Source organism: Oceanobacillus manasiensis (assembly GCF_000724085.1).
In the GTDB taxonomy this organism is placed as follows: domain Bacteria; phylum Bacillota; class Bacilli; order Bacillales; family Amphibacillaceae; genus Oceanobacillus_B; species Oceanobacillus_B manasiensis.
In genome coordinates, this window is the sequence record NZ_CCDL010000002.1 from 822,852 (window position 1) to 836,479 (window position 13,628).

Genomic DNA, 13,628 nt, shown 5'->3' on the forward strand with positions numbered 1-13,628 from the left:
ATACATTAGCTGCTATTTCTCTTACTACATTGTGTGAAAAGGAAAGGGGGCCAGCTAGCTGGCCCAAAACTATTTCCTATCTTCATCATCAATTGTTGTGTTCTTTGACTCTGTCAAAACACTGAAAGCCGTTAAGATAATCCATACTGCAAACACAAAGATGATGGCTCCTAGTACAAATAAAAGCGTATTTGATCCTGTTCCAAACCAAGACCATTCAAATATCACTTGCTGGAACATGGCATATAGTGTCATAAACATAAGAAATATCATTGGAATAAGCACTACTGCATAGTTCCTGCCCTGTCGTCTTAACCACACCGCGATTAACAACAAACTTATTCCTGCGAGCAATTGGTTGGCAGTCCCAAACAATGGCCAAAGCTGGTATCCTCCAGAACCAAAACCTTTTGGCCCTTCAGGCAACAACACTAAAGCAGCACTTGAGACAACTGCTACTGTTGTAGCTACATGTGTTTTGGTAAGAGCTGGCACCTTATATTCAACACCAAGTTCAGCTATAATATAGCGCATTAATCTTACTGATGTATCTAACGTGGTGGCAGCAAAGCTAACTACAATAATGGAAACGATTGTGGTCGCAATATCAGGTGGAATGGCTATCCCTGATGCTAAATTAGCTGCACCTTCTATAAAAACTCCTAGTCCCGCACCATTTGCATCTGTAAAGCTAGAATAGGTCGCAAAGAATTCATCAGAATTCGCAAAAAACGTGGCTACAGCAATAATAGAAACAAGTGCAAGAATCCCTTCACCTACCGCACCAAAGTACCCAACAAATCGCGCGTCCGTCTCTTTATTTAACTGCTTGGACGATGTACCAGATGACACCAAACCATGGAAACCAGAAATAGCGCCACAGGCTATTGTAATAAATAGGAGTGGAAGCCAAGGTGTATCCGGGTTCGCATTTGTTATTGGAGCAGTCATTTCAGGATTTAAAAATAAAAGACCTAAATACAAAATACCAAGCCCAACAACAAGTTGGTGGGAGTTTATAAAATCCCTTGGTTGTAACAACTTCCATACAGGAAGAGTAGAAGCAATATATACATAAACCATAAGCACAATAATCCATATAAGAAAAGCAGAAGAAGTCGCCCCTAAACCAAATAATCCAGCCGCTCCCTCCCCACCAAAGTATGATACAAGATCAATTTGTAAGAAATCCACTCTGCTTGCAATAATTGCAGTTAGATACATTACTCCTAAAGCTAATAGCGACGGAATAAGCATTTTTTTACTCCGCTTGTATGCAGCATAGCCTATCCATATTGCCAGCGGAATCTGCACAAAAACTGGAAGAACACTTGCAGGGTAGGAAATAAATAAATTTGATATCACCCATGCAAAAACTGCGTTCACCATTAGAACAAGGATAAGTATAATAAAAAGAAAAAGAATTTTAGCTCGCTGTCCTATCAACCGATGAGCTAACGTCCCAACAGACTGACCTTTATTTCGAACCGATAAAACCAAAGTTCCAAAATCATGAACCCCAGCCGCAAACACTGTTCCTAGTATTACCCATAAGAAAGCTGGAAGCCATCCCCAATAAACGGCAATTGCTGGCCCTAAAATAGGAGCAGCCCCAGCAACAGAAGTAAAATGATGGCCCCAAAGTACAAATTTATTTGTTGGCACAAAATCAACACCATCTTTATACCGGTGAGCTGGAGTTACATAATTTGGATCAAGCCGAAAGATTCTCTCTGCTACAAATTTAGAATAGTATCTATATCCTAATGCAAAAACAACCATACCTATTAGTGCAACTATAATTCCTGACATACCTAATTCCTCCTCTTCTAAGTGATAAATTACAACTTCATTTGGTTAGGGTTTCCTTAGTCCCAAACAATTGTTGGTTGAACGAATCGAACCTTTACTGGCCTGGCAGTTACCCCACTGTTAGTAAATGATTCCCCCTCTCGAATTCTTGAATTATGGGTTTACTGCCAGTTTATGCGGGATAAACACATCAAATTAATTAATAAGACATGTTTCTAATACACATATGTGTAAGCGCTTTAAATTAGTATGATTTTAACTTAATTTTAGAATATTGTAAATTGATAATCTATAAATATAATTTTCTACTAAAGAAAGATTTTATTAGTGAGCTGAGAAAAACTATCTGAACATCATTCTTTAGTAGATTCTAGCTTTTCCTCCCTTCTATTTCCAAAGAAAAAAGGACACTCCTAAAGAATGTCCTTTTTCCATATTATAAAGTGAAACTTCAATTGGTGCGGGTTTCCTTACATACTCCATTAATAGTTAAATGAACCAAAGTTCGACCACGACTGGCAGTTGCCCAGCACTTAGAACGCTTTAATTTAGGGTCTTACAGCCAGTTCAGGCGAGATTAAGTTACGATAACAAATAGATGGCTGACAAAATTTAATAAAGCTTGCCTTGCTTAAATAGTATGGTAGATAGCTTCATCACGGAGTGGATATAACAGTTTTGCCTTAAAGGAAAGGCGTCTCCAAAAAATTGAGGATAGACCGTTTCAAAGGTTTGTTGCATTCTGTCATATAATTTATTGTAAACTTGATCCTCTGTGTAAAATTGTGTTTCTCTACCTTGAAGCCATTCAAAATATGATACGATTACCCCTCCAGCATTTGCTAAAATGTCAGGTATAATAATTGTCCCTTGTTCACTAAGGTATTTGTCTGCATCACCCGTAATCGGCGCGTTAGCTCCCTCCACGATAATCTTTGCTTTAATTTCCTTCATATTCTCTTGATGAATTTGTCCCCCTAACGCTGCCAATACCAATACATCTGCATCAATTGTGAGCAGGTCTTCCCTGTCACAAATAGTCGCTTTAATATTGGCTGACTGAAGCCTTTCCTTATCAATTGGCAAATCACCATCGTTGGCCTGTGTATATTTGATCAGTTCCGTAATGTCGAGGCCATCAGAATTGTACAGTGTTACATTTCTGTCACTCACTGCTACCACTTTATTATTTAAGAAGTTACATTTGTCAGCTTCCATTGCTACAACGGACCCTACATTACCAAAGCCCTGGATTGCAATACGCAATGACTTGTCTTTATGATCAAGGGCTGTTTTAGCAAAAATATTATTTCGTTCGCTTAACCACTTATTTTGCTCTTGAATAAAGTCATCTAGCATATAGCGAAGGGAGAAATAAACTCCCTTCCCTGTTGCCTGTCGTCGCCCCAAGGAACCACCATTTACGACACTTTTACCTGTAAAGCTACCCCGATACTTCATACCAGGGTGTATACTTTTATACTCACCCATCATCCAGTCCATTTCACGTTCACCTGTCCCAACATCTGGAGCAGGAATATCTTTTTCCGGTCCAATAATCTCACTAAAATACTGTACATACTTTTTGCAGATCAAATTTAGTTCTTTAATCTTAAATTCACGTGGATCAATTATCACCCCACCTTTTCCACCTCCAAAAGGTACTTCATGCAGGGCGTTTTTTAATGTCATTAACGCAGCTAGATTACTCACTTCCTCTTCATCCACTGATTGGTGAAATCGAATCCCTCCTTTATAAGGTCCTATAATGTTATTATGTTGGACACGAAATGCAGGGATTCTGACTACTTCACCATTTTCAAGTGAGACTCTAAGAAAGGATTTATGAATATGATTTGGAGTGGAGAGTATGGAGGTAAGAGAAGTAAACGCTTTTTCCCTCGCTTCTCCGGAAAGTTCTGGCAAAAAAGATGAATCATCCAGCAATGCCGTAAGTGACTGTTCTACGATAGATGCAGTATTATTTCCCATTTCAGTTCCTCCTGACTACTAATTATGCAATGGGTTCAGTCCAGATATTGAAAAATAATAACCCTTAGCGTGTTAATCCTTCATCAACTAGAAAGCGCGCTATTCGTTAGTAAGACATTTATGACTGACAAAACCCACTTTTGTATTATTCTAACAAAAATAGTCAGATAGAACTATGAAAACGGTTTATCACCAAAGGAAAATACCGAACAGGGTTGCAGCAAGAAGCCCTAGAATAACTGGGAGGAAGTTTTTTCGAACCAGTTCCATTACAGATATACCGCAGAATCCCGCTATAGCAATAAGTGACGACCAAGCCACTATTGTCCCACCACCAGTCCAAATAGATCCCATTTGTCCAATAGCTGCTAATGTAGCTGCATCAATTGTGCCATTCTCTAAGGACGCTGCTAGAGCTCCTGTTAAAGGGAGACCCGAGAAACCTGAGCCGTCCAAACCTGTAATGATTCCAATTATTAGTATGCTCATAGCAGCTAGTAGCGCATTCTCAGGAAGAAATCCTTGGCTGGTTTGAACAAGATCAAATAGAAGAGCAGGTTGATTCTCCTCATTTCCTAAGATGCTTCCTGAAAAATCAGAGCTACCTAGAAAAAAGAAACCTGCAATAGGAATAACTGGCCCCATTGCTTTAAAGGCAAACACAAAACCATCCGTTATATGTGTTGTAATATAATCAAGGGAATGTTGTTTGCCAAAGGCTATGGTTGATAGCAATAGAAGAATGACTGCCACTCCACCGACAAAGGCAGCGCCATCTCCACCTTCAAGCCCGCTCATTCTACCAGCCAGCAACTTTTCATAAATCATATATATAACGACACCAAGTAATGTTAAAGGGACAACTACTGCAAAAATTCTACTCCAAGCTGATAAATTGTTCGTATGTGCCTTATTTTTTGATTCTTTTATGGATTGCATATTCTTCAATTCCAAGTCTATTAATGGATCGTTTCTACCTCGTATTGTTTTTCGGTAAATCAGGTAAGCTAATGAGATTGCCACTACTCCAGCAATAATAGACAGGACTAACGCACGATCTGCAACCACCGCTGTTTCCAATCCCGCTGCTGTCGCTGACAGGCTGGGTGCTACCTGTACGATATAGTCTGAGGATAATGCCATTCCTTGCCCAGCTAGTGCAATGGCAACTGCAGCCATCATAACCGGTAATCCTGCTCTAATAGCTGCTGGAACTAATAATGCGCAAATTAGTGGCACAGCAGGTGTTGGCCAGAAAAATAAAGATATGACATAGGTAATAATGATAAGAACAAAATAGGAAACATGCCCATTTATCATCATCTTTTGAATTGGCTGGATCATCCGCTTATCTGCACCAAGGTCACGTAATGAATGTAACAGTGCAAGCATAAATGTGATGATTAAAAAGATACTGAACAATTCCTGGGCTGCAATAAGATTCGCGTTAAAAATGGCTTTAAACCCTGCCACAATACTTCCATTGTATACCCACGCCACCACAAATGTGCCAAGTAGTGTAGGCAACACTACCCCTTTGCGAAATATCATGGTACCTATAATTAACAGAGTAAATAGACCATATATCCAATGAGAAATCGTAAGCTCCATTTCGACCTTCCTCTCTACAATGGTTGTATAGCCTATGCAATAAGGGAATGTTTAGTTCTTTGCTTACCGGGAATATAAAAACCATAGAACATTATGAGGAGGCAGAAAACACATGAAACCATTTATTAAAGAATACACAAACGATGAAGTACTAAAAACAGATGTAAGTATTTTAAAAGACAAAGGGATTAACAGAGAAGATGTCTATGTGTTATCCCATGATGATGATCGTACAAAGCGACTCGCCGGAAGTGCTGATGCCAATACAATCGGAGTAAAAGAAATGGATTTTGGCAACGCAGTTGGAAACTTGTTTAACAGTAAAGGTGACGAGCTTCGCACGAAATTACAAGAAATTGGTTTTTCACAAGCTGAAGCCGAAAATTATGAAGAAGATTTAGATGAAGGTAAAGTATTATTAATCGTAACAAATAATGAAAATGCAGCTAGCTATTTAATGTAGACTTTCAATATCTTACATTTAAATCAAAATAAAGAAGAGCATGCCTACCATTATTGGTAGGCATGCTCTTCTTTATTGTAAAAAGGTAATCCCCCTTTTAAGTGAGATTACCTGTCTGTGAGCAGATTTTTAGATATTAATTTGCATTCATTAAAGTTCTTGGCTGCTTATGGAATAAGAAAAAGACCAGTACAGCACTTAGTATCATAGCAGGTAGCATGTAAGAGCCATTATATAATAAGGAATATAACCATACAGGTTGCCCTTCTGGTGCGTACTCACCGAAGAAGACAATACCTCCAATAAAATGTGCAGTAAATCGAAGGAATGCACCTAAAAATGTTCCTAGCAATATAAAAGTTAGCATATTCGCCGTCTTTCCCTGTTTCGTAGCTGACATAACTTGATTACGGAATAGCCCAGCAAACCCTAGCACTGTAAAGGCAACTGCATAATCCAGGAACGCTTGGAGTGGCACAAAGATACGGGGTTCAATTAGTAACTGCATTACCCCCCAAAGAAATCCTGCAAGTAGCCCCCCTTTTAGTCCCCATCTAAATGCAATTATAAAAATAGGTATCATAGCAAGTGAAATGGATCCACCTTGTGCCCAAACCTTGAATGACAAAAACGGAATAATATCCAGCAACAGAGCAAAAGCAGCGAATATGGCTACCTCCACCATAAATAGCGTACGTTTTCTTTTCATTTCTCTCTCCCCTTTTTAAAGCGATTTAAACAAAATAAAAAAAGCAATGCCAAGGGGAAGACTTCCTGATGGGAATCCGCTCACATTGCTTTTTAATCCATCAAAAAAGCCACCATCCCTACGCTAGCACTAACTAACAGGTTCAAAGGGTAAGAACAAAAATGTTCACTCTCAGCCATTGGCTCCCCCTGTAGGCTTTTCAAACTATGCTTTTTTTATTGCTTCTATTGTAACGCACAAGTAAGAACGTTACAACTATTGCGTAAGTTTGATAAACTCTTCTACGTCTTCCACACATATCTGGATAGCCGACTCCCAAAAGTCAGGCTTTGTTAAGTCAACATTCATATGCTTCATAGCAAGATCTTCTACATTCATTCTTCCAGTATCACGTAATAATGCTATATATGCATCCTCGAAGTCCTCCCCTTGTTCTTTAGCTGCTGCATAAATTCCAAGACTAAATAAATAACCAAAAGTATATGGGAAGTTATAAAATGGAACGCCTGTAATATGGAAATGTAATTTAGAAGACCAGAAATTCGGGTCGTATTCGTCAAGCGCATCTTGATAAGCTTCTTTCTGTGCCTCTACCATAATCTCGTTAAGGCGATTAACTGATACAAGTCCTTCTTTTCTTTCCTCATAAAATCGGTTTTCAAAGATAAAACGCGCATGTATATTCATAAAAAACGCAACACTACGTTGGATTTTATCTTCAAGCAAACCAACTTTATCTTCTTTATTTTGTGCATTTTTAACGGAAGCATCTGCTACAATCATTTCAGCAAAGGTTGACGCTGTCTCGGCAACATTCATAGCATAACGTTGATTTAATCCGTTTACGTCATTCATTACATGTTGATGATAAGCATGCCCCAATTCATGCGCTAAAGTCGCAATATTAGAAGAGGTACCAGAAAACGTCATGAAAATTCTAGTTTGCTCACTATCCGGAAAGCTAGTACAAAATCCACCAGGACGCTTACCAGGACGATCTTCCGCCTCAATCCAACGTTTGTCAAATGCCATCTGAGCAAAGTCAGCCATTTTAGGACTAAAATTACCAAAATGATCTACAATAAATTTGCTTGCTTCAGTATAACTCGATTTTTTTACTGTATTTGATAATGGAGCTCCGATATCGTACATACTCATTTTTTCTAACCCAAGGAGTTCTGCTTTTTTCTCAAGATACTTTACAAAATGTTTTTTATTATTCGATATAGCTCCCCACATAGCATCAAGCGTCTCCTGTTTCATACGATTAATAGCTAGAGGTTCTTTGAGGACACTATCCCAATTACGATGCTTATACGTTTGCAAACGAAAACCACCTAAATGATTCAATGTCTGTCCAAAAAGGTCTGACTGCTCTTTCCAAGCCTCACCTAATTTTTTAAAAACATCTTTTCTCACTTCACGGTTTGGGTCACCTAACTTATTGGAGGCTTGGCCGACAGATAAAGACTTAACCTCATTGTCTTCCTCTATCTCTACGGTCATTTTTCCGACGATTGTATCATACATTTGGCTCCACCCGTGGTAACCATCAACTGCCAGGTCATTGATTAAAACTTCCTGCTCAACAGAAAGCAGTTCCTTTGCCTGTTCTCTGTATTCGTTAAGCACAAACGAAAGTTCTTGTAACGCCTCATTTTCAAGTAGTGCAGCCCACGTATTATCTTTTATTGCTACAAGCTTCTGTTCAAATTTTGACATTATGGCATCTACTTCCGCCCTTAAGTCACTTCGCTTCCCAACTAAAAGACTCGCTTTTTCGTCTGTTACGTCTTGTGCACTCAGACAACTAATAAACGCTGAAGCCTCTCTTAATTTTTTCATAACCTTTTCAAGATTGGTGACTACTTCAGTTAACTCTTCAGCACTCACCTCTTGTTTCTCTGGTGTGAATGCCTCTACCACAGAAGAAAATGTTTCTTTTTCTTTTTCAATCTCTTTAAGATATGTACGAAATGCTTCCGAGTCGCTACCCCCAGGAAATATAACATCCAAATCCCATGTCGGGTCAAACGTCTGTTGCATAAAATCTCTCCTCATTTTAGTTATTTATAGTTATTTCATTTTATCCTATCTTTCTATTATAACGAAAAGTTAAACAATTTTCACCATAGAGAATTTTCCTTTTTATTCAATGATTAAGATAGAGTTAGATGAATAGCTCCCAAAGCAGGCGCTAAGGGAGAAATATTAGTTAGGTTTCTTTTTAGTTAAACCACTATTTTCCAGAATTTCTCTTTGTTGTTTACCTTTTTTCGTGATGTAATTATTTTTAAACCAGGCAAAGACTGAAGATACAACAGTAAATGTTACAGCAACAAATTGCTCTACTAATTCACTGCTTAATGGTAGTGGCGATTTTCCAAATATAACAAGAATTTGATTAACCAGCGCTACAAATAAAACGGCGGATCGAATGAACGTCCCTTTGTCCACTTCTTTTCTCTCCTTTCCTCTATTCATATTACGATTTTGCTAATCAATTGGAACGGCAAACCACATTTAAAAAGAACAAGAAATAAGATATGTTTATTTACTTGACAATACGAGTTTATAATTTTATACTAAGTAACATAAAGTAACTAACGTAACGATTACTTAATTTTGGAGGGATTTTTAAGATGACAAGAACAGTATGGAACGTAGACACAGTACACAGTGAAGTAAGTTTTTCTGTTAAACACATGATGATTTCAAAAGCAAAGGGACTATTCAATAATTTTGATGCTGTAATTGAAGCAGATGTCGAGGATCTTACCGATTCTAAAGTAGAAGTAACCATTGATGTTAATAGCATTGATACAAGAAATAAAGATCGTGATGATCATTTGCGTTCAGCTGATTTCTTTGACGTAGAAAACCACCCAAATATCACATTTGTTGCAACAGACATTAACAAGAAGTCTGACAGTGAATATGACGTAACAGGTGATTTAACAATCCGCGGAACAACCAAACCTGTCACACTTGATGTGGAATTCGAAGGACAAAGCAAAGACCCGATGAGTGGAAACATTGTAGCTGGTTTTAGTGGAAAAACAAAAGTAAACCGTAAAGAGTTTGGCCTTACCTGGAATGCGGCTGTTGAAACAGGCGGCGTTCTAATCGGAGAAGACGTTACAATCAGCTTTGAAATTGAAGCACATAAAGCAGAATAGTTTAAAAAAACAGCAAGCACTTAATCTTGAGTGCTTGCTGTTTTTTGTTTATTAATTGACAACACCATCTATGATTCTCCTGTAAAAGGTCCTACGGAGTCCGAGGAAAGAATTCTAACCACCATTCTTCCGTTATTAGCATGTGCTCTTATTAATAAAGGCTGATTATATTTGTTTTTAAATACAAAATCCGGCCCCCACCAACTAACCGTAGCATCTCTTCCTTCAGGTACGTACGGTACCCTTCTACTATGCGCGTAACGCTCTACTATTTGAATCCCTTTTAGATCAACAGCATTAAACAGCGTAGAGGATACTTGGCAAATACCTCCGCCAATATCTTCCGCAAGTTCTCCTTTAACAATTACGGGTGCCCTTTTGTACCCTCTTTCGGCAGTTCTCTCCCCTACAATATTGTTAAAAGAAAACGATTCTCCTGGAAAAATAACGCTACTATCAATCGCTGATGCGGCCAGTGCTATATTTTCTGACCTCTCTTTGTTGTTTTTCTTGTAATAGGTGATATAACTCCCCAATTCTTTAGCCTGAATCTCCTCTAGTAGAGATCGATCAACCCGGGGATAAACCGGTATTGTTGGAACGTTAATATACTCTATGTTGCCATCGTAATAAGCACTTCGAAAAAGTACTTCAAATGTTTCCCTGTCCAATGTTCTACCTGGTTTTTCCGCAATAAGTTCATTGTCTGCTGACCAATATGCATTCTTTGGCAGTAAAGATACTTTTTCTTGTAAATCTCGCATTAATATTTGCATTCTACCCTCATCAATAAACGGAGAATCTTTAGCTGGAAAAAGACCATATTGCCTTATCTCTATTTTGTCCAGCCTTACATTACTCGAAGCAAAAACATTAGTAGCCATTAAGCTTAACAAAAAAACAAGTATGAAAAAAATCCGCATTGTTTTAACCTCCCATACTTAGTATGAGGAAACAAAGCGGGTTACATTCTTTATTTCAAATAAAGGTAAATAAAAAAGGCGAGCAAAGCAAGTGTTATGGTTATCGTATAAATCCAAATTTGTATACGTACGTTAGACTTTAAGGAAGCAGACTCATACTCCAAGGAACGAGCCAATTGATTCTCTGTTGTGTCGCCTTCCTCTTCATACTTTTTCATTTTATTCTCTTCTTGCCTAAGTGCAAAAAACGTTCCTATTATAGCTAGTATAAATAGAAAGATTAAGAAAATAATTAAACCTGTATGCATTCGACTTCACCTCATAGTAAAAAGCCATCCAGCTATACTGGATGGCCCCGTTTTATTTATCTAAAATCTCTTGAATCTTCCGTGTAGTCACTGAGTAATCTATACCCTACCAACGAAGCAAGTACAAGTAAAAACCCACATAATGTTTTATTCTTCATTCATTACTACCTCCTCGTAATTATCTCGCTCAAGTATGACTATTTTCTGTTGTTATTAGAACGGGCGGAACTTACCTTTTCTAAGAACCAGCTTAGCGCCACCAAGTAAGAATAGGGAACGGTTATCAACTACTTTTTTCATTGTAGCTGCTGATTTCCCAGAAAGTTTATACCCTGATAGGACGTTACCAATTCCGTCAGAATGTCCTAGAGATGCAACAGTACCTTTATCACTAAACTTGAAATCTTGAAGCGGTTGATTTGTGATTAAAGCTTTTAGGTTAGCTGCAACATAGTCAGCTTCTTGCATTGCCAATTGGGCAGTTGATGGATAAGGACGATCTGCTTCCTTATTCCAAACCCATGAGCAATCACCGATAACGAACATGTCTTCTATACCTTCAGGACGAAGATCACTATTTACGTTTACTTTCCCTTTTACTAACTCAAAACCTGATTCGCCAAGAACGGAGCTTGCTTTTACGCCACCAGTCCATACGATCGTGCCAGCTTTGATTAGTTCTTTGTCATCACCAACAACAAACCCTTCTGCAGTAGCCTCGGAAATCGCGGCCCCAATTTTAAGCTCTACTCCACGATCTTCAAGAGACCTTTTAGCATAATCTACAAGTTCTTTATCGAACATTGGAAGAATAGATGGTGCTGCCTCCACATTAATAATGCGGACCTTACTACGGTCGATATCATACTTTTTACAAAGCTCTGGTACTTTTTGAGCTAGTTCACCAACAAACTCGATTCCAGTGAACCCTGCTCCCCCTACAAGGATATTTAAGCTTTCTTCGCTTACATTCTCTTCATTGTTGTATTTAGCAAACTGGTATTCAATGTGTTCACTAATTAGACGGCTAGAATCAATGTCTTCAATGGCGAAAGCATGTTCAGCCATTCCTTTAATCCCAAAGTCATTTGATTCGAAGCCTAGTCCTACTACTAAATAGTCGTATTCAATTTCACTGTTCTCTAGAACAACGCGCTTATCGTCTTTATTAATTTTAACTACAGAATCATACACAAGTCGCACACGATTCGGATTCACCACATCGCTAATCATAACGCGTGCTTGATTTGGGTTAATAGTCCCTGCTGCTACTTCATGCAGCCATGTTGTTTCATAGTGGTAGTTATGTTTGTTTACCAATACGATTTCTGCCTGTTCTGCTGTTAGTTGTTTTGTTAGTCGTTTTGCTGTAGTGAGACCTGCATATCCAGCTCCCAGTACAACTATTTTTGGTTTACTTGTACTCATTAAAAACTTCCACCTTTCTTTGATAAACTCTATAAATTAAAAGTTAAAGCGGTCAAAAAAATAAATGATTTGCTAGAATCTTATCCTATGTCGCTAAAACCTTTTTATATAATACCTTTATAATAGCAAAGATTTTTTAAATAGGCTAATAATCAGTTGCATATATACATGAGAAGACACATAGAAAAGGTAAAGGTTAAACTCCTTGCATTGCCTATTTTATGGGTTTTCTTTTGCATCTTCCCCTTGTTTTTGGTTCTCTTTTTTTCCTTCTTCCTTTCCTTCTTCCTCTTCTTCTTTTGGTTCCTTTGGATTTTCTTTTTCTTCTTTTTCTTCTTTTGCAGGTTCTTCAGAGTTGGCAGGTTTCTCAGGCTGTGTCGGTTCTTCAGAAGGCTTGTTATTTTCTTCTACAGGTTTTTTAAGGGACTCTTTTCCTTCTTTAGAGTTTTGCTTGGATTCTTGATCTGTGGCACCCGTGACTTTAGTTCCATCACCTGAATCCCCTGTTGGTTTCGTACCCTTCTTGTTCCCATTTTCATTTTTCTTAGCAGGATTGCTATTTGTGTCCTTGCTCTCTTTCTGAGAAGATGATGATCCAACGTTATCAGTACTGTTGCTTGAATTAACAAAAGCGGTGGTGTTGGCATCTGACTCATCTTCTATAGGAAGGTCTTCCTCAATTTCGTCATCGGCCAGTTCTCCCTCTGTGCCTTCTGCAACAATGCTTGCTTCTTTTAATGTCTGGATAAAGAGCGCACTATTTTGCCTCATAAGCTCCCCTGCAGCCGTCGTTCTTATTTCTTGTTCATTCTTCTCCTCTACAGGTGTAATGGTAAGTGCTTCTTCCTCTTCTTTTTCTTCAGCTTCATTTGATTCTTTGGCTTTGTCTGTTGTTTCTACTCTTTTCTCTTCTTCTCCAAATTTGCTCTTCTTTAATTCTGCTTGGTAAATACCAGTTAAAACAACAGCTAAGAATGCTGTCAAGGTGAGCAAATTAATGACGACTAGTTTTTTATTTTTCACAACACCGCTCCCTCACTATATGTAAATGTATGTCAAATTCCCACGAACATTGGTATCTATTATTATTGTAAGCATATTCGCCTATTTTTTACAACGATTTTTAGTAATTATGGAAGAATTTTCTGCCTCCACTACTTCTTTCTATTATATGAAGCAAAAATTGCTCTCTTTTTCTAACTT

The 13,628-nt window shown here is 38.1% G+C and carries 12 protein-coding genes and 1 riboswitch; of the genes, 2 read left to right on the plus strand and 10 right to left on the minus strand.

Annotation, left to right across the window (positions count from 1 at the left end; translation table 11 throughout):
* Positions 1-69: 69 nt before the first annotated feature.
* The 3 genes from BN985_RS13390 to BN985_RS13400 form a co-directional block, all read right to left on the minus strand.
* On the minus strand, positions 70-1,812 hold the full coding sequence (locus BN985_RS13390; protein WP_042223981.1) for a carbon starvation CstA family protein: 1,743 nt from the start codon (positions 1,810-1,812) through the stop codon (positions 70-72).
* 612 nt (positions 1,813-2,424) lie between these two features.
* Positions 2,425-3,804 (minus strand): Glu/Leu/Phe/Val family dehydrogenase, encoded by a 1,380-nt coding sequence (locus tag BN985_RS13395; RefSeq protein WP_042223982.1) that lies wholly within the window; start codon positions 3,802-3,804, stop codon positions 2,425-2,427.
* A 189-nt stretch (positions 3,805-3,993) separates the two neighbouring features.
* Positions 3,994-5,415, minus strand: coding sequence for a hypothetical protein (locus BN985_RS13400; RefSeq protein ID WP_042223983.1), 1,422 nt, complete (start codon positions 5,413-5,415; stop codon positions 3,994-3,996).
* 112 nt (positions 5,416-5,527) lie between these two features.
* Between BN985_RS13400 and BN985_RS13405 the strand changes: the two genes are divergently transcribed.
* Positions 5,528-5,878 carry a general stress protein gene (locus BN985_RS13405; protein WP_042223984.1) on the plus strand — a complete coding sequence of 117 codons (351 nt, stop codon included), beginning with the start codon at positions 5,528-5,530 and terminating at the stop codon, positions 5,876-5,878.
* A gap of 136 nt (positions 5,879-6,014) precedes the next feature.
* Here the strand turns inward: BN985_RS13405 and thiT are convergent, their stop codons facing one another.
* The 3 genes from thiT to BN985_RS13420 form a co-directional block, all read right to left on the minus strand.
* Positions 6,015-6,587 carry an energy-coupled thiamine transporter ThiT gene (thiT, locus tag BN985_RS13410; protein ID WP_042223985.1) on the minus strand — a complete coding sequence of 191 codons (573 nt, stop codon included), beginning with the start codon at positions 6,585-6,587 and terminating at the stop codon, positions 6,015-6,017.
* Positions 6,588-6,685: 98 nt separating this feature from the next.
* Positions 6,686-6,786: riboswitch (TPP riboswitch) on the minus strand.
* 56 nt (positions 6,787-6,842) lie between these two features.
* Positions 6,843-8,633, minus strand: a complete 1,791-nt coding sequence (locus BN985_RS13415) for a M3 family oligoendopeptidase (protein ID WP_042223986.1) — start codon at positions 8,631-8,633, stop codon at positions 6,843-6,845.
* Between the two features lie 165 nt (positions 8,634-8,798).
* Complete coding sequence (locus BN985_RS13420; protein WP_408634687.1) at positions 8,799-9,044, minus strand: phage holin; 246 nt, start codon at positions 9,042-9,044, stop codon at positions 8,799-8,801.
* Positions 9,045-9,229: 185 nt separating this feature from the next.
* Here BN985_RS13420 and BN985_RS13425 point away from each other — a divergent pair, with 185 nt between their 5' ends.
* Positions 9,230-9,766 (plus strand): YceI family protein, encoded by a 537-nt coding sequence (locus BN985_RS13425; RefSeq protein WP_042223988.1) that lies wholly within the window; start codon positions 9,230-9,232, stop codon positions 9,764-9,766.
* Positions 9,767-9,834: 68 nt separating this feature from the next.
* Here BN985_RS13425 and BN985_RS13430 read toward each other — a convergent pair whose 3' ends face one another.
* From BN985_RS13430 to BN985_RS13445, 4 genes are all read right to left on the minus strand, one after another.
* Complete coding sequence (locus BN985_RS13430) at positions 9,835-10,689, minus strand: VanW family protein (RefSeq protein ID WP_052360682.1); 855 nt, start codon at positions 10,687-10,689, stop codon at positions 9,835-9,837.
* Positions 10,690-10,739: 50 nt separating this feature from the next.
* Positions 10,740-10,997: a hypothetical protein gene (locus BN985_RS13435; protein WP_042223989.1), complete on the minus strand. Its 258-nt coding sequence runs from the start codon at positions 10,995-10,997 to the stop codon at positions 10,740-10,742.
* Between the two features lie 213 nt (positions 10,998-11,210).
* A complete protein-coding gene (locus tag BN985_RS13440; protein WP_042223990.1) occupies positions 11,211-12,425 on the minus strand; it encodes an NAD(P)/FAD-dependent oxidoreductase in 1,215 nt (404 codons plus the stop codon).
* A 219-nt stretch (positions 12,426-12,644) separates the two neighbouring features.
* Positions 12,645-13,448 (minus strand): hypothetical protein, encoded by an 804-nt coding sequence (locus BN985_RS13445; RefSeq protein WP_042223991.1) that lies wholly within the window; start codon positions 13,446-13,448, stop codon positions 12,645-12,647.
* Positions 13,449-13,628 lie beyond the last annotated feature (180 nt).